This window comes from Brevibacillus porteri, from assembly GCF_003013475.1.
Taxonomy (GTDB): domain Bacteria; phylum Bacillota; class Bacilli; order Brevibacillales; family Brevibacillaceae; genus Brevibacillus; species Brevibacillus porteri.
Genome location: NZ_PXZO01000064.1, coordinates 151,828 through 171,691, shown reverse-complemented (window position 1 = coordinate 171,691; position 19,864 = coordinate 151,828). Strand labels below are relative to the sequence as shown.

Below are 19,864 nucleotides of genomic sequence, written 5' to 3'. Positions count from 1 at the left end.
TTTTTCTCTTGCTACTTAACCGTAACGGTTACATTGGCTGTCTTGCCAGCATAGCTGATCGTGATGGTTACTCTCGTCTTTGGTTTGGCATCCTCCAAAACGAGAATCCGACCTGTTTCATCCACCTCTACCTGATCGGGCTTGCTCGATTTGAACTCGATTCCTTTTGCATCCGTAACGTCTTCTTCTGCATCGTTCCCGAGAATAGCTGTAACCTCGAGCTGTGCTTCCTCACCCTGTGCTAGTTTGAGAGACTTCGGTTTGATCTCGATCCTTTTCAGGGCAGTCTCACCGACTACATAAGAAGAAGCCGTCACTACTGTAAAGATCCCTACATCGCCTTCTTTTACCACTTTGACTGGTTTTCCTTTCAGTCCTATAGCTGGCCTCCACATATTACTTCGGTACGAGTAGGCTTGGAGCTTTTCGCTTGCATCTTCAGCGATTGCTAGCCCGAGTGTAAAGCCTGTTTTTCCGAGGCTTGTCAGCTTTTTACCCTTGCTCCACGCTTGCAATTGATAAGCTTCACCCGGGTTCGGCACGCCCTTCCAGCCGTTTTCATTTGCTTTTGTCAGAGAGAGGGCAAACTCTCGTGCACGCTCAGCAGCAAAGTATGCACCCGACACCTCTACCCATGCTTCGCTGTCCAATGTTACACGGATGCCTACCTCTTTTTTCTTCAATTGTTCAACCAGCTTCTGTTCCAGCGTCACCGTCGGATCAGATTCTTCCTTGCGAGAACGCGTGTCGCTCGCATCGTCATCACTTTCTTCCACCTGAATGAACAACACCGGAACAAAGCCGATTTTTTCTTTCACGGACTCGATTGCTTTCATAAATTCCCCGAGTATGTCCAAAAGTTCATCTACTTGTTCGTCATCTGCCTTGATCTCATCCCCATCTTCAATGACGACAGTGCCAAGCTTTTTCAAAAGCTTTTCTGCCAGTGTACGGACATGCTTGGCTACCTCTTTGGAAATATCCTTTTCATCGAGCGGCTCCAGCGCTGTTTTCGCCAAGCTCGTCAAGGAGGCAAGTGCCAGACGGGCAATCTCTTCATCCTCGATGCCCTCTTCTGTGAGCGGGTTAAATGCTTTGTCCAAAAAGCTCTTCGTCACATCTTGGAGTGCCTCTTCGCTGATGGTTCCTCGCTCGGCCTGCTCAGCCACTGCCTCGAGTACAGTCGCGATCGTATCAGTGACTGTCTCCCATTTCTCAGTCGGCGTCCACTGCTGGGCATCTAGAAGTTTTTCCAGATGGCTGAGTACTTGATCCACCTGTCCTAAAATGGCGTTCTCCTCGTTACTTGCGGAGATGACCTGAGCTGCTTGCTTATTCAAATCTCGCTGCGAGTCCGGTGTCGGTGTTCTGTCTGGCGGTGGTGAGTCCGGCTTAGCTGGAACCTGCACGGTCAATGCTTTCGTCACTGCTGTCGATTGGTCGGATGTTCGTGTGACCTCCAAAATCAGGTCTACATTCGTCTGGCGATTTGGCGGCGTAATTTTGCCGTCCTGCGCAAGGATCGCTGGATCACTAGACGACTTGATCGCGATGGTAAAGCCTGAAGGTACTTCTGGCAGCTTCAAGCGCGTCTCACCTGCTGCTGGCTGTGTGAGCTGCGTGATGCTTTCTGCCACTTCTTGTGCTGTTCTTTCCGGCGTGCCACGATCCTTCAAGTCCAGCTGTACAAGGACAGGATTATGATCACTCACGCGTCCCTCTCTCTCAGTCAAGCCAGCGTTGATGTGAACGATATCAACCTTCGTGTCGTCCTCCAAATGGTTGCTGACCAAAATTTGATCCAAGACCTGGGAGTTCCCTTGGTACACGTACGTATACTGCTCACCCTTTGGCAGTGTCTCCACCATATTGGTCAAAACGCCATCTGCCAATTCCTGCACTGGATTCGAAAACGGGAAATCGTTGAGATCACCCAGCACCACAACATTTGCTTTCGGTTCCGCCGCATGGATTTCTTTTACAAAGTTGTTTAACACACGGGCAATTTTCATGCGTTGTACTTCACTCACCAGCTGTGGCGGCTGATCTTTTCCAAACAGCGCTTGATCTCCACCCTTGGAGTTGAAATGGTTGGCGATGACAATGACAGGCTCGCCTTGGAAAACGAATTCCGCAGCCAGTGGCTTACGGCTCGAAGCAAACGCCTCGTTTGTCGGATCTACCCGCCCTGGATTGAGAGAAAGATGCGCCACGCCATCTCTTTTCTCGATTTGCACCGCATCTGTCGCACTTCCTGGCGTTCCTTCTGCCAGCTGTACCCGTTCTGGATTGTAGAAGAAACCAACACGGATGTTTCCTCCTGGCTGTCCACCATCTTGATTGTTCTGTGGCGCAATATCGGTGTATCGGTAAGTCGGGCCGTTTTTGCTTTCAATTGCTTTGATCAACGCGTCCGCAGACTGCGTAGCATCTGTTTGCCCATTGTCCGTTGGGCCATTATTGTCCTGTATTTCCACCACACCGATGATATCCGGTCCCTTCATGTTGTCCACAATCGTCTCTGCGATGCGATTGATTTTGGCAGAATCGGTATTAGCCGAAAAATTCTCGATGTTGTACGAAGCGATTGTCAGCTTGTCTTCCTTTGGGGAAATACTCGTCACTGGCTGCTCGTAATGGCTTGCCTGTACCGTAAATGGTTTTGTATGGAACAGCTTGTAATTCGCAAAGCTGTAGTCAATGATGCCTACCAGTGGGCCGTCAAATTTGTCGCCGACTTTTACCTCTCCGGCAATCGATTCGAGTTTGTCCGATACCGTGATACGCTCAGGGTGAAAATCATTTGCCGCTAGCACCACTCCACCGGCTGGTGTACGTGGCTGACTCGGATGGGCTTGATTATCGATGACGACAAATTCCGTTGCACGTGGATTGGTAAATGTCTTGGTTTCGCCAACTACGATTGGATTGTCAATCTGCACCAGCATGCCTTCGAGACTTTCCCAGAAGTCGATGCCGTCTTGGTCTGGATCGAATTTACCGAGACTATCGTTGTCAATGATTCCTTTCGGATATTCATAGTTGTCCTTGCCCAGGATGAGTGGGTCTGGGAGTGCCTTTCTAGCGCCGATCACAACGTTGGTCGCATCAATTTGCGTCTGCGTGAGGTCTGTACCCGCTCTGTTCGATGGCACGTATTCCTTGACGGTTCCGCTAACGGTTACTTCATCGCCCGGGCTGACCGCTGCTTTTGGCTCGTAAACATAAATACCTTCCGAGGTAAATGGATCTGCGTCCGGTTGCGGGTCTTGCATATAAAAGCCTTGTACATTGCTGCCGCTTCTGACGATAGCCGTTACGATTCCCGGAACATTATTCACTGTTCCATCGGCCATCGATGATCGGTGCGACGTTCCTTGAATGTCATGAATGCGAATGTTTTCTTTTTGAATCATGTAGCGGAAGGTCGCTACATTGCTGTCTGTGTAACCATCCTTGACGGCTATGGCTGAAACGGTCGTATCCGCATCAATCTGGATCGGTCCCGTATACTTGATGCTTCCTCTGCTCGGCGTTGAACCATCTATCGTATAGAAGATCGTAGCGTCAGCCATCGTCGTTGAAAGCGTGACTTTTGTTCCCTGTGTCACCATAGGACCTGCTGGGCTCGCTGTAACCATAGGGACTTTATTCTCGTCCTCTACGAGATCAGCGGCAGTGCGCGGAACCAGCTTGTATTCATTGCGATCGTAGTTGACCACGCCTGTAATAGCGGCATAGCTCTTGTTCACTGGAAGCGGAAGAGTGGCAGCAGGACGAGACACAAACTTGCCGTACTGATCCTCCAGCGTATAATTGCCGCTCGTTACTGATTTGACGGTGACTACTTTTACCGTCACCAGCTTACCTTCCAAAGCCTCTCCTGTAGCAGCCGCAAAATCAGTAGAAGTCACCAGTTGCGGGTTAGGCACGCCAGCCTGCTTCTGCACGATTTCCACGTTGCTAGTAGCTGCTTCGAGCTGTGCCAGCCCATTATAGTCATTCATTTTTCCGGTAGCGCGAATCTTGTCACCTACTTCAATTTTGCCAGTCAATCCTGGCGCACGAAGGACGAGTCCCGCCGTATCGTCTTGGAAATAGACGTTGTTTTGTCCGCCCGCCTCAAACATCGCCGTTACCGTTCCGACGACAATCACGTTCGTTCCTACAGGGGTGTTTCTTGCTTCAGCAATCGTCGTCGAACCCAAAGCTGACTTGGTGATGTTGACTTCCGGGCTCTCAAACGACTTGCCATATTCCCCAGCTATTTGCTGCGTTACGAGAATATGATCCAGCTGATCGATGTTTGGAATCGTAAAGGAAAATGACCCGTTTGCCTGTGCGATTCCTGTTTCTTTATTACTAAGCAAAAGCGGTTGTTTTTGCGGATCGTATGCGCGCAGTATCGCATTCCCTGCTGCCGCTCCAGCTTCTCCTCGCAGCTCGCCCACACCATTCACGGCTTGCAGGCTGACTTTTCCCTGGAGCAAAGCTGTGCTGGCTACCGCTGGCCTCAGCTCGATGCTCGTGCTCTCTTTCTTACTCCCTTCCGTTGCAGTCAGATAGACTCCCTGCGCATTTGGATCGGGATTGGTAAAAGTCAGCTCGATTAACCCGGAAGCATCCGAATCTTGTTGTGCCAAAGGAGTGTCGCTACCTGTTCCTGTAGGCTGACTCGCATAAACCTTTATAGTCCGCCCTTGACCGACATAGCCGCGAATTGTTGCTTGGATAGGATCAGTATGATCAAAAATAAGTTCTGTAGCGTTCAGCTTTTCGGTTACATCTGTTGGTAGCGGCGGTTCTACTGGGCTTTGTGCGTTTTTCGGGGTAGGTGCTCCAGTGATAAAATCGTTACCGTTGTTATTGGTATCCCAGCCATTTCCTCCGTTCGGTACGATACCGCTGGCGTCACTTATGCGTTGGGCGCTGGTCGAATTTGAAGTAGCTGGTGCAGGAAAGTTGCCCTCATATGCATTTGCTCCTCCGTATCCGACCATATCTACAACACCTGGTTGAGAGGATACATCCGCCCCGGTTAAAGGCGTAGCATGGCTAACCAATGCGACCTTTCCTTGTGCTCCAGCCATTGCAAGCGTTCCCGTAACCTCAGGAGCAGGGAGGTCTGCTACACCGCCCGTTCCTGCTGCTTGCTGAATCAAATAAAACCCATAGGGAGCTATGCTTCCTGTCAAATCGGTCTTGTTCCAGCTGGGTCCAGTAGCAGCAGCATACTGAACAGACCACCCTACAAGCGAAACAGCCGTGTCTGTCGGGTTGTATAGCTCAATGAAATCGTTCTTGTAATGGGCGCCAGAATTTCCCCCACCCCCATACACCTCACTGATCACCACATGATCAGCCCGCGCGGCTTTTGCCTGTGGCATCCACCCGGTCGGTAAAACAGTTCCCATCATGACCGCGGCTATTAGCGCCAGCTTCGGCCATCTGGAAGCACTTCCTCTTTTTTTCAACATTCTTGCATCATTCCTCCTCACATCATTCGGAAGTATCTACTATGAAATGGTAAACGTATAACCTGAACCTTATGTAAATTTGATGTAAAGTTTGTATAATCCTTCTAAACTTGTAAAAACAAAAACCGCCAAGCTCCATCGTCCTTGGCGGTTTTTCTTTGTTTTTGTCAATTAGCTTTCGTCCACTTTCATACTGCGTGCGATATAAAGAACCGGCGTCGAAGCTGCCGATACGACAAACTTGATCAGGTAGGTAGTCAACAGAATTTGCCACCATACGTCCATCGGGAATTCTCCCAAAAAGGCAATCGTACAAAAGGTGACGGAGTCGAGCAATTGACTGAAGAGCGTGCTTCCATTATTGCGAATCCAGAGCTGATTACGGCCTGGACATTTTTTCTTCAGCCACGAATAGATTTTCACGTCGACAAATTGGCTGACAAAATACGCACACAAGCTACCCAATGCCACTCTTGGCATCAAGCCAAAAATCGTCTCTAAGGAACCTTGGGCAATATCTGTTTCCTGTGGTTCAAATACCAGCACGAGCTGCATGATGATCGTTGCCGCAATTAAGGTAAAGAAGCCGAACCATACGGCTTTTTTCGCTTCTCTTTCCCCATACTTCTCGTTCAATAGATCGCTTACCAAATAAATAGAAGCATAAATCGTATTGCCGAGCGTCATGACCAAGCCGAACATCTCGATTGTTTTGACCACCTGGATGTTGGCTAGTACGGTAGCCATCCCGATCCACGCGTACAGTCCCATTCTGCCGAACAGTCGGTAGCAGAGCAGGAACAGCCCGAAGTTCACCAGAGCAAAAAGCACTCCGATCCAAAAATTAAACATATGATTTCCTCCTAGTTTTGATAACGCGGGAGTTTACGAACCGCGGCCCGTTTTGAGCATTCAATCATTTTACTTGCATTCTTTTATTTTATCAACAATGAAAAGCCAGAGATAGTTTTCCTACGATGTCTTTTCTTAGAGCGTTTTAATCACGGTTCGTCGACGGCACGTAAAGACAAGGCGCAAACAAAAAAGCCATCACTAAGGGCGATGGTCTTATCATTGGGTACTATTAGAGGCCAGTATCACAATGCATAGGCCTCTAGTCGATTTCATCCTGAGCTTAATGTAAAAACTACCATTTACGGATATGGCATTAATAAAAATCGATGTCCGCCGATTTTTAATGAATACCCTCTTCCACGCCACTTGAAGCTTCTTTTAGAAAGATACTTACGAGCTTCTGAGCCGTTTTGCGAGCATGATGAACTGCTTCGTGATTTCCCTCGATCATTGCAGTAACAATGCTGCCTTCTATTAAAAGATACAACGCATTGGTTAGTTCTTCTTCCTCCTGTACTCCAGCTTCTTGAACAAGTTTTTTGATAAAATTTTTTAATAATGATTTATGCCTTAAAGATACTTGATGAAACGAATGAGTAGGTTCATTAAATTCTGCAGCCGTATTTATGAAGGAACACCCACGAAAGTCAGGTTGCAAGAACCACTCTTCTAATGTATCAAATAGAGCAACCAAACGCTCCGACGGGGTAACTTCCTTCTTATAAACTGTAGTTTCGAACCAGTTTCTCCAAAGGGAATCTCTTGTCTCAAGATAAGCTATCACCAAATGCTCTTTAGTAGGAAAGTTGTTATACAGCGTCATTTTGGCTACTCCGGATTCTGCTACAACTTGATCGACCCCCGTAGCAGTAATTCCTTGTTTATAAAACAAGGATGAGGCAACATCCAGTATTTGCTCTTTTTTTCTTTGTCTCATGCCTTCTCCTCCTCTATTAATGAACGCGAAGGTTGGCGATTAATTTCCCAATATTTTTGATCGTTGCAAAGTGCATTGCCTCATGATATAGGGAAAAGCCAAGTAATTGCTCAACTGTTGTGAAAGAAAGTCCAGTAGATGATTTATATGAAGGCTCTACCGCTTCTTTCAAATTGTTCGAAAGTGTCAATTCGATCCTTAGCATTTGCGCCGTCAATAGTTCAATCAGCTCTGACAATGCTGGAGGTTTAAGATCCCAGTTAGAAGGCTGAGTTCCTGGGTCAAATAAAGTCTTGAAATTTGAGGGCATTTGAACTTCTTTTCCAGAAAGTTGAAAAGCGAATTTTTCTTGAACGACATATATGTGCCCTACATTCCATTTTATGCTATTTTTCAACTCAACAGGAATGATTTCAGCATCGCGGTCATTCATTTCTCTCACATAATTAATCGTTTGACGTCGAGCAAATCCTAATTGTTCTAAAATGAAGTCACTCATTATTTGGTCCCCCCTCACCCTTCTGTCTCCTCGCCATTACTATACAGACAAGTATATATAATTTCAAATTTAATTTTTCGGCTTTTTTTCTGCGAATAACGTTATTTTGTCTCTCTAATTGGGTTCCTTATAACGATCTCCATTAAATTCAGTTCTCCACTATCTACTGCCTCTGTAAGAGCTTGAGGAAACTCCTCTGTATTTGTAACACGTCTGTACGCAACTCCAAAGCTTTGGGCAAAAAGGTTAAAATCCGGATTGGTAATAGAAATCTGTGTAACCGCTAGATTGGCATTGCACTGGTGCTTCTCTATTAAGCTATACCGCTGGTCATTAAAGATGATGATAGTAAAGCTCAGACCCAAGCGCTTTGCGGTCTCGAGCTCCTGAGCATTCATTAGAAAGCCACCGTCTCCCGTTATGATAACCACAGGACAGTTTGGCTTGACCAAGCAACTTGCCAAAGCTCCAGGCAGCGATGCTCCCATTGATGCAAGACCGTTGAAAATAATCGTTTGCCCTGGAAGTTTTGGCTGGTACCAGAATGATACCCAAATCTTATGCAAGCCGACATCAGAAATCACGATGCTTTCCTTCGGCAGCTTTTTGCTTAAGGTCCACATCACCTTGTGAGGCAGTTCCTGTTCTGATGGGATGGCCCGCAACTTCTTCATTCTACGTACACGAATCTGCTCATAGTCTACAGGTTCGGGTCTCCGATTTAACAGATTCGATAATGCCTTAATCGTTTCTCGCAAATCACCCACAAGGTCCAATTCAACGGGAAAATGAGCATCCGTTTCAGCGTAGGTGGTATTAATACTCAGTACTTTACGCGATTTATCCTCGTTCCAGAATTTCGAATCAAATTCAACAAAATCAAATCCAATAGGGATTACCAAATCTGCTTCATGCAGAGGAAGCAAACCATCAGGATCGAAACTACCGCCGACTGTGAACAGATTCAGCGGGTGGTCGAAAGGCAGAAAACCTTTAGCCATAAAAGTATTGACCAATGGCAAATTCGCTTTCTCTACTAATTGTCGAATTTCTTTCCATGCTCGACTACGAACCGCACCGTTGCCTACAAGGATGATTGGTCTCTTTGCCTCCATGATTAACTGTGCGGCTGTGTGCAGCGATGACTTGTCGGTACAAACTTTTGCTTTTCTTCCAATGGGAAGTGGTGAGCCGACTACCGTATCCCGAGCAACATCTACAGGCAGCTGCAGATGCACAGCACCAAAACTGTCGGTTGTTGCCAGAGCGAACGCCTTACGGATGATCTCTGGAATTGTGTGCGCGGATGCAATCTGCTGATTGTATTTTGTAATTCCTTTGTATAATTGTATCGTATCTATATTTTGATGTGATTCTTTGTGCAGCTGGCTACGATCTGTCTGACCGGTAATGGCAATCAATGGCGAGCGGTCCAAGTGAGCATTAGCCACACCTGTAATCAGATTCGTCGCGCCAGGCCCCAACGTAGCGAGACACACGCCGGGTTTTCCCGTGAGTCGACCATACACATCTGCCATAAAGGCTGCCCCTTGTTCGTGCCGCGTAACTACAAATTGAATCGATGACCGCGATAAGGAGTCGATAAGATCAATAGTCTCTTCACCCGGGATGCCGAAAATGTACTCAACTCCCTCAGCCTCCAGACATTGCACCACAAGGTCGCTCGCTTTCATATGGCTCCTCCATTATTAATCTTTTGGTGGATTACATCTATTTTTCGTATGCAAAGTCCAATATTATTCATTTGTTGATCCAACTGGAGTATACGTGTCATTCATGATCTATAAACATCTTTGAACGGACCCGCAAGAGAGCCAGTTTTTCAAAGGGGCCATCCCACGGGTCACCGTTCAGGTGTTATTGCACGCCGTTTTCCAATTTCTTTATTCGCTCACCTAAAAATCGCTTAATTAACGCTACGCTGATTTCCAAATCCTCTTCCAAAGGAAAATGACCCGTATTGAGAAGATGAACATCAACATCTTTTAAGTCCTTTTGGTAAGCCAACGCCCCATCCGGACCAAAGAACATATCATTTTTTCCCCAAGCAACCAATGTCGGAGGCTGGTAGGTCCGGAAATACTCATGCCAACTCGGATATTGTTTCAAATTGTTTTGATAATCATAGAGCAGGGCAAGCTGGATCTCGCTATTCCCAGGTCGAGCCAACACATATTGGTCCAAATTCCAACTGTCTGGGCTGATTTTTTCCGGGTTACGTGTCCCGTTTACATACTGCTGTTTTGTGAACTCAGGTTTCAGTAGACCTAAAACATTGTTGATAGAGGCCTCATCAGCCGGATTTTCCCAATACGTCCGTGCGGGAGCCCACGAAGATAGCAAGCCTTCTTCGTATGCATTTCCGTTTTGAGAGATAATGGCTTGGACTCGTTCTGGATGTTTGACAGCCAATCTGAATCCGACTGGTGCCCCATAATCGTGGACATAAATGCTGTATTTCTTCAATTGGAGCTGCTCGACAAATGCGTCCATAACATCGGCCAAATGGTCGAAGGTATAGGCAAAGTCGGCCATAGAAGGCTGTTCACTGTTACCGAATCCAGGATAGTCAGGTGCAATGATATGGTATTCATTAGAGAGCTCGGCAATTAAGTTGCGATACATGTGAGAAGAAGATGGAAACCCATGGAGCAACAAAATGGTCGGATTCTCTTGATTCCCAGCCTCCCGATAAAAAATGGCGAGACCGTCCACAATTTCTGTTTTGTAATATACTGTCATCGTTTTCACCTCATTTCCGGTGGTTTAGGAACACGTTGCTATTTCCCGAGGATTATTTGTAACGCCGATCATTTTCGTTTATCGGATAATCATTTCCACTCATATCCCGTCTTCTCATAAGACCCTCTTCGTCATACTCCCAAAGCTCATTCCCATGGCATCTCATCCATTGACCAGTTTCTGCATCACGGTACTCATACTCAAAACGAACCGCAATCCGGTTGTCCGTGTAGCACCAAAGCTCTTTCATGAGTTTATAGTCCTGCTCCCTTGCCCATTTCTTCGTCAAAAAAGCTTTAATATTCTCGCGACCTGTAAAAAACTCTGTGCGGTTGCGCCAGTTGGAGTCAACGGTATACCCTAGTGACACGCGTTCCGGATCGCGAGAATTCCAAGCATCTTCGGCAAATTTTACTTTTGCCAACGCGGATTCAAGTGTGAACGGTGGTCGAATGTCTTTACTCATTTTTTATCATCCTTTTTCTTTTTTATAGTTCAAACCATTATTTGAATTTACGATCCGCCTCTTTGATAGGAAAATCATTCCCAGTCATATCCCGTCTCTTCATGAGGCCATCCTCGGCAAACTCCCAGTATTCATTTCCATGGCATCGTATCCACTGACCTGTATTTGCATCACGATATTCGTACTCAAAACGCACTGCAATCCGATTGTCCGTGTAGCACCAAAGTTCCTTCTTAAGTTTGTAGTCCAGCTCTCTAGCCCACTTATTTGTCAAAAACGTCTTGATAGCCTCTCGGCCGGTAAAGAATTCTGTGCGATTATGCCAATTGGAATCAACGGAGTATCCCAAAGATACCCTCTCCGGATTGCGAGAATTCCAGGCATCCTCAGCAAACTGCACTTTTGCCAATGCAGACTCCTTTGTAAACGGTGGTCGAATGTCTTTGCTCATGGTCGATCTTCCCTTCGTTTGTTGAATTGGTGGAGGAGCATCCGCTCTCCTTGGACTTAGTATACAGACAGGTCTGTCTAAAATCAAATATATTTTCTTGGTCATTAATCCTAGAAGCGAGCAACCTCCTAGCCCACTAACATTTACCTGTTACTGATTTGTAGGATTTATGTCGATAGTCTGTAACCAATGCATCCACACTATCGTACATAATGAACGTGTAGCAAGGACAAGCACACGATACAGCACACTACACATTACAACATGATCAGTCAGCAAGACTGGGGAGGAGATTCATCACATGAAACACTTGAAACACTTGAACAAACTCGTAACAGGAACTGTACTTACTTCCGTACTTTTCACTGGAGGGTATGCAATTACAGCAGATGCAAGCAACACAACAGCTACACCAAAAGGCTTGCAAGAGATTACGAAAAAAACAGCAGACGTAACGGGTGACAAGACCGCAGACACAGTCGTTCTGTACGGGAAAAAAGAGAAAAACAGCCCATACGAGAAGGACCTCACTATTAAAGTAACAGATGGCAAAACGAAGAAATCTTTTAACATCGACGTGAAGGACGACGGCTACGAGCCGAAGCTCTCCGTTCAAGATTTCACTTACGATAAAAAAGGCGAGATCATGGTTACTGCAAGCACTGGCGGAAGCGGTGGCTACACAACCAATCACATCTACAACATTAAGGATGGAAAAGCGAAAGAACTCGGCCTGCCGGGTCTGGATAAAAACAAAGCAGGTGTAATCGGAGCGGACTTCGTAGAACTGAAACCAATCGATCTCAACAAAAATGGTCTCTACGTACTGGAAGGCACAGAGCGTCTGACTGGTGATTACAATGCAGATGTTCGCGGCTACCTCAAATCCAAATGGAAGTGGAACCAAACCAAATGGGAATTGATGAGTGCCAACTTCGAACCAGCTGTAAAACCACTCGAAGTCTATCATGATACTTTCAAAAGCCAAGACTCTGCCTTCGCTTTTAAAGGACCAAAATCTTGGAACGGCAACATCTTAGTTGAAGAAAAAACTGGCCCAAATGCAGACGAATACTTGCCAGAAGCAAAGAGTGTAACCCGCTTCATCTTCAATGCTGAGAAAGCCGAAGATCGTACACCTGTTGTGGTTATCACCGCGTTTGACCTGAATGACTGGAAGAAATTGAACAACCCGGACGAGCCACCAGTCGGCTACGAAATTGCACGTAACCAAGCAACCAACACGGTATATGTAGCAAGCTTGCCACAAGACACAGTATTTGACCCAGCAAGCAAAGAAGGGAAGAAATTCATCCCTCTGATGATGTCTCTGGACCAAGTAAAACAAGCGTTTACGTTTGTAAAACGATAATCAATCCACATCTCTCCACAAAAAGTCCCTTTGCCTCTCCATAGGCAAAGGGACTTTTCCCTACAGCTTGGCAAGTCTTTTTTGCTTCTCCTCTTTTTCAGCCGCATCCAGATACTCGAACAATCCAAGACGATTCCCCCACGGATCGGCAAACGTCCCCCACTTGACCGGTACCTCTTCCCGTTGAAAAATTTCAAACGGTTCGACTTGCAGCTCTTTGATCAGTCTTTCTCTTTCCATCTCGATATCGACCACAGCAAATCGCACGGGACCGCTTCCTTCCGCTGGCGTCCCCTCTGCCAGCTGCAGCCAACACCCAGGCAGGATCTCCCACTCAGCAAATCCTTCATGTGGAACAAAATCCGGCTCTCTTTGCAAAAAGCTCTGGTACCAGGCTTGTCCTTTGGCGAAATCAGCAGTACGCAATTGAAACGTCATCTCATGGATCATGGAAAAGCCTCCTTAAAACAATTTCTTATTCAAGCGTATATCGAACCACGTGTTTTTCAAATAACGAAGCTGATGACATCGCCCGTAATTTTCTGATTAAACAATGGATGGGAGAGATGATCACCAATTCTTGCGATCGCAAAATTTCTTAAAGGATTGAGAAGAAAATCTGCTTCTCGGCGAAGTTTTAGTTGTTCAGCATTCCTACGGATAGCCTGAAAACGTTTTGTTGGTGAAAAAACGTGCATCATGTTTTCCTGCTTGTGTTCTTGCGCAGGAGAACCATCCTTCATTGTAATTCTACCATCGGGTAACAGCTTTAGTTTCTGGATATCCCCATCAAACTTGTCCTTGCAGAAAACGATGTACTTTTTCCCTTTAATGGTCGCTATGTTCATAAAGCTAATGGCAGGATGTGTGACTAATGACTTAAATCGATACAGCACTCCTTGACGTTCCCAAATTATTTTTTCCCATCCATGCAGTCGAAAACGATTAGTCCGTCTTGTTTTGAATAGTTTTTCACCAAATATCCATACCTGAGATATATTAGCTTTCTCATATCCTTCTATTCTTTTCCTCAGTATGTTTTCAGAGACGGGCGAACATTGGTACTCAATACATAGTTTATGTCCATCTGGAAAAATCGTTATGATATCTGCTTTTTGTTTAATCTCATTTATATAAAATTCTTGATGAGTTGCGTTTTGAGGGTATACATGTTCCACCCATGTTTTTAGCACCCTCTTTCCCTCCTGATGCTCCGGTGTCTCTGGTTCACTAGAATCACAGTAACTTTTTGCTTCATGAGCAAAGTGAGGAGTTACCCGTTGCCCATGACGATAATATACAGGAGTACCACAATGTTGACAGAATATCTTTGTTCCTGACCAGCCTCTAAGCAATTCCTTTGAAAAATTCGCGGGGACAACAAGAAAACCATCCATATGTATACAGTCCTTCACTTTTCACTCCTCCTCTCCCTACCCTATCACTCAAAATGAGGACAAAAAAACCCCGACTGTAATCAGGGTTCTAAGCTCTATGCGAATATCGGCAGCATCAGATTCAGCAAAAACAGTCCAGCGATGACGTACATCAGCGCAGGTACTTCGCGACGTTTGCCCAATGCGAGCTTCATGAGCGGATACGCTACGAATCCAAACGCGATTCCATCTACAATGCTGTAGGACAACGGGATAATCGCGATGATCAAAAAGGCAGGGAAGCCTTCCGAGAAGTCCTTTAAATTGATATTCTGTACATTTTGCAGCATCAGTGCGCCGATGATGATGAGCACTGGCGCAATGGCTCCATCCGGAATCATTTTAATGACAGGCAGCAAACCGAGTGAGAGCAGAAACAAGGTGCCTGTTACAAGTGCGGTCAGTCCCGTCCGTCCTCCTGCTGCGATTCCTGCCGCGGTCTCCACCGTCGAAACTGTCGGACTGGATCCCAAAATGCCAGAGATGGCAGCCGACAACGCATTGGCTTGCAGCGAACGGCCGAACTTCTGCGGCTGTCCAAGCATCGAGGTATGCCCATGAATCAAACCAATATTTTCAAAAACGATGACCATCGCCAATGAGAAGGTCGCGATCCAAAATGGCAACGCCCAAATAGCAGAAAAGGAAAAACCCGCAAATACGCTTCCGTAATCCGCGAACGAAAACGTTCCTCCCCCTCCTGGCTCGACAATCCCGAACAAAAAGCCAAGTCCTGTACCAGCCGCAATTCCGATCAAGAAGTTGCCTGGCACATTGCGAGCAAACAAAATCAACGTAACAATCAAAGTAATCAGCGTGACGATCACATGCGGGCTGGACAAGTCACCCAGCGCAACAAATGTAGACGGGTTCATGACGATCAGCCCGCCTTTTTGCAGACCGATGAAGGTCAAGAACAACCCAATCCCTACGGTAATCGCTTCTTTTAGCGAAGAGGGAATCGCATTGGACAATATCGTTGCGGCCTTGGTAAAGACAATCACAGTAAAAATCAGACCAGAAACAAAAACAGCAGCCAATGCTTCCTGCCAAGTGAGGCCCATCGATTGGCATAACGTATACGTAAACAGGGCGTTGATCCCCATACCGGGAACCAAAATAATAGGAGCATTTGCCCAAAAGGCCATAAGAAGTGACCCGATAAATGCCGTCAATACAGTCGCCAGAATGCCTGCTTCCATCGGTATTCCAGCATCATTTAAAATCGAAGCGTTTACGGCAACAATGTAGACAATGGTGACAAAGCCAATGAATCCGGCGATGAGTTCCCTTTGAAACGTCGTGTCGTAAGCGCGCAAGTGAAATAGCTTTTCCATCCACGTACGCACGGACTTCCCCTTCTTTCCTTTATGTCTTTTCCATGAAGTGAAGATTCACAGAAAACATGCTATCATAGCTTCATCAATATGAAAAATATCCATAAAATCTAATTTTCATATCGTTTTCATATGGAACCATTCTCCTAAGGAAAGAAGGCATTGCGTGTGGATATTCGGCAACTACGTTACTTTATCGCCATAGCAGAGGAAGGTCAGATAACGGGGGCGGCTAAAAGACTGAACATGGCCCAGCCGCCTTTGAGTCAGCAGCTGAAACAAATGGAGGAAGAGCTCGGGGTCATGCTCATTGAACGCTCGGGCAAGCAAATGGTCCTGACAGAAGCAGGCGTCACCCTCTATAAGCAGGCGCTCAATATCGTTCATCAAATGGAGGAAGCTCTCTCCGAGGTCAAAGAAACAGGCGAAGGCATTCGGGGGACGTTATCCATCGGTGTCAGTGCACTTTCGGCCTACCGCCTGCCAGAACAAATTCGTGTGTTTCAGCAAAAATATCCGCTCATTACGTATAAAATCTGGAAAGGCGATACGCAGCTCCTCAATCAGTGGCTGGAGCGCAGAAGCATAGAAGTCGCTATCGTACGCATCCCCCACTCCTTGAACAACTGCACCATGATTCCGTTGGAGGAAGAGGATTTTGTGCTCATTGTTCCTGCCACCTCCCCCTATGCTGATCGCAAGGAAATCGAAATGCGCGAGATCGCCGAGCTTCCACTCATCATGCCGAGCACACCAGGATTGGGCATCTACGACTTGATTATCAAGGAATTCTCCCGTCTAGGCGTGGAACCGCACGTGATCTGCGAGTGCCCGGACATCTCTCTCATCGTCAGCATGGTCGCCTCCTCGGTCGGTTCCTCCATCGTCCCTATCTCGGCATGGGAAACTCATCAGAGCGAACAAATTCGCGGGATTCGACTCTCCGGAACTTCCATTTATTCCTCCGCTGCTGTCGTCTGGCAGTCTGGACGCCATCTGTCCAAAGCGGCGAATCGGTTTATCGAGACGTTTTCATCGTAACTCCATTCAGGGGCGGTCACATCCGGAATAATCTTGGAAATCCCGCGGGATGATAAACTATTACCATTTCTTGTAGATTCCCGGGAGGATAAAGATGACTTTCCTGATATCCTTGGTCATTGTATTTGTCATTGTGCTGTTCGGCGCGATTTCTCCTGAGCTTTTCGCCTCTGCGGCTTCCCATGTACTGAAAGTGACTACGACGAACTTTGGCTGGTTTTATTTAATCGTGACTTTCGGTTTTCTGATCTTTTGCATCTTCCTTGCCTTTAGCAGATACGGACAAATCCCTTTGGGGAGCGACGATGACGAGCCGGAATATTCGCTCCCCACCTGGTTTGCTATGTTGTTTTCTGCTGGGATGGGAATTGGTCTTGTCTTTTGGGGAGTGGCGGAGCCCGTCTCTCATTACTTCTCTCCACCAGCAGGTGTGACTGGACAAACGACCGAAGCCGCACAAACCGCTCTGCGTTATGCATTTTTTCACTGGGGCCTGCATCCTTGGGGGATCTACGCTCTCATCGCTCTCGCTCTCGCGTATTTTCAATTTCGCAAAGGAGCGAAGGGCTTGATCTCCTCCACCTTTGGCCCGCTGCTCGGTGAGCGCATACACGGACCGCTCGGAAAAGGCATCGACATTCTGGCTGTCATCGCCACGGCATTCGGTGTCGCCACTTCACTTGGTCTCGGAACTCTGCAAATAAACGGAGGGTTGTCTCACCTCTTTGGATTGCCGTCCAACACCACCGTGCAAATCGTGATCATTTCCATTATTACAGTGCTATTTCTGCTCTCGGCTACGACAGGACTGGATCGGGGAATCAAGTATTTGAGCAATACGAATCTGGTATTGGCCTTGCTACTCCTCCTGCTGACACTCGTATTGGGACCAACCTCGTTTATTTTTGACGCCTTCACCAGCACGCTAGGCAGTTATTTGAACAATCTCATCTCGATGAGCTTACGGCTGACCCCTTTTACACAAGGGACCTGGGTAGCCAACTGGACGCTGTTTTACTGGTCATGGTGGATTGCCTGGGCGCCGTTCGTCGGTATGTTTATTGCACGCGTCTCCAAAGGTCGTACGATCAAGGAGTTCGTCATTTGCGTGATGCTCGTTCCGAGTTTGTTGAGCTTCATCTGGTTTTCGGTGTTTGGCGGGACTGCGCTTCACCTCGAAATTTTTGATCAAGCGCCTATAGGGGCAGCGGTACAACGTGACATCTCGACTGCGCTATTCCTCGCACTGGAGCAGTTGCCTATGGGATACATTCTCGCTGTCGTTGCGGTTCTGTTGATCATCACCTTTTTTATCACATCGGCGGATTCAGCTATTTTCGTGCTCGGTATGCTGTCTTCTGATGGCAACCTGGACCCGTCGAATCGGGTAAAAATCACCTGGGGCATCCTCCAGTCCGCTATCGCAATCGTTCTGTTGTTAAGCGGCGGCTTAGAAGGCCTGCAAACAGCCTCCATTGTGGCAGCGCTGCCTTTTACCGTCATCATGGTCCTGATGTGCTATTCCCTTGTACTGGCACTGCAAGAAGAAGACCGCATTGCGAAGAAAAAACGGAAAGAACAGCAGAAGAAGATGGAGAGGTTGTTAAAGGAGTTGTAAAACGTAGTTACAAAAAGAGGGACGCTTCCATCGCGTCCCCCTTTTTATTCATTGGATACGATTGATTCAGAGATTACCTCAATCCCATTTCTGCGAAACAGCGCCGCCGTCAGCCCGACACCCGGCACTTTTTTCCCGGAAAAGCTGCCATCGTAAACGAAGGAGCTTCCACAGGACGGACTGTTTTCTTTTAAGATGGCAGATGTGGCTCCAACCGTTTTCGCCAGCTTCAGCGCTTGGTTCGCCCCCATCAAAAATTCCTCGGTGACGTCTTGGCCAGTGTTATCTATAATGCGTGCTTTGCCATCCAGAACATCTTCTCCCGTACCCCCGATGATTTCTGCTGGCGGTCGTGGTGTTGGCAAGCCTCCCAGCTGTTCAGGACAGACGGGGATTGCCTTTCCTTCCCGGAGCAATTGCTCCAGCTCTTGGTCTAAGCATGACTTCTGATCGTAACGGCATTCACAGCCGATCAAACAAGCACTAATCACTTTCATGACAACCGTCTCCCACCTTTTTATCTACAGCTTGCGCAGCTTCACGCTTTGTATCATATGATCCTGCCCCTTGTCCAAAATCAATTGAGCGCGAACACGCGTCGGCAAAATGTTTTGGCGCAGGTTGGCTCCGTTAATCTCCGTCCAAATACCGGTGGCTACCTCAGTCGCCTCCTCGTCAGACAGACTCGCGTAACGCTTGAAATACGAGGATGGGTCGGAGAACGCGGTCTGACGCAACAGCTTGAACCGCTCTACATACCATTTCAGGATGTGCTTCTCTTCCGCGTGCACGTAGATCGTGAAGTCAAAGAAATCAGAAACAATGACCTCGGAAATACGAGCATCGTTTTCTTCACCTCTAGGCGGTTGCAGCACATTCAAGCCTTCGACAATCAAAATGTCGGGCTGTCTGACGGTCTGCCATTCATCTGGCACGATGTCATACACAAGGTGGGAATATACTGGTGCTTTCACTTCAGGCAAACCCGATTTTACATCGGATAAAAAATTGATAAAGCGCCGCAAATCATAGCTCTCCGGGAATCCCTTGCGCTTCATGATTCCTCTATCTTCTAGAACCTTGTTCGGATACAGGAATCCATCTGTCGTTACCAAATCTACCTTCGGATGATTCGGCCAGCGAGACAGCAGCGTCTGCAAAATTCGAGCTGTTGTGCTTTTGCCTACAGCCACACTACCTGCAATACCGATAATGAATGGAACCTTACCATCCTGGTTCCCTAAAAAAGTGTGAGTCGCCTGGTACAGCTCCTGCGTGCCCCCGACATACAAATTCAGCAGACGGGACAACGGCAAGTAAATGTCGGAGACTTCTGTCATGGACATTTTCTCGTTCAAGCCCTGCAAAAGGGAAAGCTCGTTATCAGATATGGTCAACGGCGTGGAAGCCCGCAGAGCACTCCACTGCTCGCGATTAAATGTAACATAGGGTGATGCCATGGGAATGTACATCCTTTCCATCATGAAAGTGCTTTCTCTATTTCACACAAGGTTAGTTTACACCAGCATGTCTTTCTTGGGAACAAGGGGGTTGTCCCAAATCAGACTAGCCCTGCACTTTTACCTTCATGAGCACATAGAAAAAAAGCCGA

General features: G+C 47.1%; 16 protein-coding genes. 3 read left to right on the top strand and 13 right to left on the bottom strand.

The window, feature by feature from the left end; translation table 11 throughout:
* Positions 1-11: 11 nt before the first annotated feature.
* The 8 genes from C7R92_RS28460 to C7R92_RS28425 all read right to left on the bottom strand — a co-directional run bounded on the left by C7R92_RS28460 (position 12) and on the right by C7R92_RS28425 (position 11,448).
* Positions 12-5,477, bottom strand: coding sequence for a chitobiase/beta-hexosaminidase C-terminal domain-containing protein (locus C7R92_RS28460; RefSeq protein ID WP_106836482.1), 5,466 nt, complete (start codon positions 5,475-5,477; stop codon positions 12-14).
* Positions 5,478-5,648: 171 nt separating this feature from the next.
* Positions 5,649-6,329, bottom strand: a complete 681-nt coding sequence (locus C7R92_RS28455; protein WP_017247334.1) for a queuosine precursor transporter — start codon at positions 6,327-6,329, stop codon at positions 5,649-5,651.
* 343 nt (positions 6,330-6,672) lie between these two features.
* A complete protein-coding gene (locus C7R92_RS28450) occupies positions 6,673-7,269 on the bottom strand; it encodes a TetR/AcrR family transcriptional regulator (RefSeq protein WP_106836481.1) in 597 nt (198 codons plus the stop codon).
* A 16-nt stretch (positions 7,270-7,285) separates the two neighbouring features.
* Positions 7,286-7,768, bottom strand: coding sequence for a DinB family protein (locus C7R92_RS28445; RefSeq protein ID WP_106836480.1), 483 nt, complete (start codon positions 7,766-7,768; stop codon positions 7,286-7,288).
* Positions 7,769-7,869: 101 nt separating this feature from the next.
* Positions 7,870-9,462, bottom strand: a complete 1,593-nt coding sequence (locus C7R92_RS28440) for an acetolactate synthase large subunit (protein ID WP_106836479.1) — start codon at positions 9,460-9,462, stop codon at positions 7,870-7,872.
* 184 nt (positions 9,463-9,646) lie between these two features.
* Positions 9,647-10,531, bottom strand: a complete 885-nt coding sequence (locus tag C7R92_RS28435) for an alpha/beta fold hydrolase (protein ID WP_106836478.1) — start codon at positions 10,529-10,531, stop codon at positions 9,647-9,649.
* 52 nt (positions 10,532-10,583) lie between these two features.
* Entirely contained in the window at positions 10,584-10,997 is a 414-nt protein-coding gene (locus tag C7R92_RS28430; protein WP_106836477.1) for a nuclear transport factor 2 family protein, read from the bottom strand.
* Positions 10,998-11,034: 37 nt separating this feature from the next.
* Complete coding sequence (locus C7R92_RS28425; protein WP_106836504.1) at positions 11,035-11,448, bottom strand: nuclear transport factor 2 family protein; 414 nt, start codon at positions 11,446-11,448, stop codon at positions 11,035-11,037.
* A gap of 301 nt (positions 11,449-11,749) precedes the next feature.
* On the opposite strand from C7R92_RS28425, the gene C7R92_RS28420 reads away from it, so the two are divergent.
* Positions 11,750-12,820, top strand: coding sequence for a hypothetical protein (locus tag C7R92_RS28420; RefSeq protein WP_106836476.1), 1,071 nt, complete (start codon positions 11,750-11,752; stop codon positions 12,818-12,820).
* A gap of 60 nt (positions 12,821-12,880) precedes the next feature.
* Here the strand turns inward: C7R92_RS28420 and C7R92_RS28415 are convergent, their stop codons facing one another.
* From C7R92_RS28415 to C7R92_RS28405, 3 genes are all read right to left on the bottom strand, one after another.
* Entirely contained in the window at positions 12,881-13,270 is a 390-nt protein-coding gene (locus C7R92_RS28415; RefSeq protein WP_106836475.1) for a VOC family protein, read from the bottom strand.
* 56 nt (positions 13,271-13,326) lie between these two features.
* A complete protein-coding gene (locus C7R92_RS28410; protein WP_106836474.1) occupies positions 13,327-14,235 on the bottom strand; it encodes a competence protein CoiA in 909 nt (302 codons plus the stop codon).
* 77 nt (positions 14,236-14,312) lie between these two features.
* Positions 14,313-15,593 (bottom strand): NCS2 family permease, encoded by a 1,281-nt coding sequence (locus C7R92_RS28405; protein WP_412678979.1) that lies wholly within the window; start codon positions 15,591-15,593, stop codon positions 14,313-14,315.
* Positions 15,594-15,761: 168 nt separating this feature from the next.
* On the opposite strand from C7R92_RS28405, the gene C7R92_RS28400 reads away from it, so the two are divergent.
* Positions 15,762-16,634, top strand: a complete 873-nt coding sequence (locus tag C7R92_RS28400) for a LysR family transcriptional regulator (RefSeq protein ID WP_106836472.1) — start codon at positions 15,762-15,764, stop codon at positions 16,632-16,634.
* A gap of 94 nt (positions 16,635-16,728) precedes the next feature.
* A complete protein-coding gene (locus C7R92_RS28395; RefSeq protein WP_069846189.1) occupies positions 16,729-18,252 on the top strand; it encodes a glycine betaine uptake BCCT transporter in 1,524 nt (507 codons plus the stop codon).
* A gap of 44 nt (positions 18,253-18,296) precedes the next feature.
* Here the strand turns inward: C7R92_RS28395 and C7R92_RS28390 are convergent, their stop codons facing one another.
* Together C7R92_RS28390 and coaA are read right to left on the bottom strand one after the other, a co-directional pair.
* Positions 18,297-18,749, bottom strand: a complete 453-nt coding sequence (locus C7R92_RS28390) for a 2-thiouracil desulfurase family protein (protein ID WP_106836471.1) — start codon at positions 18,747-18,749, stop codon at positions 18,297-18,299.
* A gap of 24 nt (positions 18,750-18,773) precedes the next feature.
* The gene (gene coaA / locus C7R92_RS28385; protein WP_244195855.1) at positions 18,774-19,712 is read right to left on the bottom strand and encodes a type I pantothenate kinase; all 939 of its coding nucleotides are present in this window, start codon (positions 19,710-19,712) and stop codon (positions 18,774-18,776) included.
* Positions 19,713-19,864 lie beyond the last annotated feature (152 nt).

Excerpts from the sequence above, each read along its gene's own strand:
- C7R92_RS28460 (WP_106836482.1), bottom strand. The coding sequence starts at position 5,477 with ATGTTGAAAAAAAGAGGAAGTGCTTCCAGATGGCCGAAGCTGGCGCTA.
- C7R92_RS28455 (WP_017247334.1), bottom strand. The coding sequence starts at position 6,329 with ATGTTTAATTTTTGGATCGGAGTGCTTTTTGCTCTGGTGAACTTCGGG.
- C7R92_RS28450 (WP_106836481.1), bottom strand. The coding sequence starts at position 7,269 with ATGAGACAAAGAAAAAAAGAGCAAATACTGGATGTTGCCTCATCCTTG.
- C7R92_RS28445 (WP_106836480.1), bottom strand. The coding sequence starts at position 7,768 with ATGAGTGACTTCATTTTAGAACAATTAGGATTTGCTCGACGTCAAACG.
- C7R92_RS28440 (WP_106836479.1), bottom strand. The coding sequence starts at position 9,462 with ATGAAAGCGAGCGACCTTGTGGTGCAATGTCTGGAGGCTGAGGGAGTT.
- C7R92_RS28435 (WP_106836478.1), bottom strand. The coding sequence starts at position 10,531 with ATGACAGTATATTACAAAACAGAAATTGTGGACGGTCTCGCCATTTTT.
- C7R92_RS28430 (WP_106836477.1), bottom strand. The coding sequence starts at position 10,997 with ATGAGTAAAGACATTCGACCACCGTTCACACTTGAATCCGCGTTGGCA.
- C7R92_RS28425 (WP_106836504.1), bottom strand. The coding sequence starts at position 11,448 with ATGAGCAAAGACATTCGACCACCGTTTACAAAGGAGTCTGCATTGGCA.
- C7R92_RS28420 (WP_106836476.1), top strand. The coding sequence starts at position 11,750 with ATGAAACACTTGAAACACTTGAACAAACTCGTAACAGGAACTGTACTT.
- C7R92_RS28415 (WP_106836475.1), bottom strand. The coding sequence starts at position 13,270 with ATGATCCATGAGATGACGTTTCAATTGCGTACTGCTGATTTCGCCAAA.
- C7R92_RS28405 (WP_412678979.1), bottom strand. The coding sequence starts at position 15,593 with ATGGAAAAGCTATTTCACTTGCGCGCTTACGACACGACGTTTCAAAGG.
- C7R92_RS28395 (WP_069846189.1), top strand. The coding sequence starts at position 16,729 with ATGACTTTCCTGATATCCTTGGTCATTGTATTTGTCATTGTGCTGTTC.
- C7R92_RS28390 (WP_106836471.1), bottom strand. The coding sequence starts at position 18,749 with ATGAAAGTGATTAGTGCTTGTTTGATCGGCTGTGAATGCCGTTACGAT.
- coaA (WP_244195855.1), bottom strand. The coding sequence starts at position 19,712 with ATGGCATCACCCTATGTTACATTTAATCGCGAGCAGTGGAGTGCTCTG.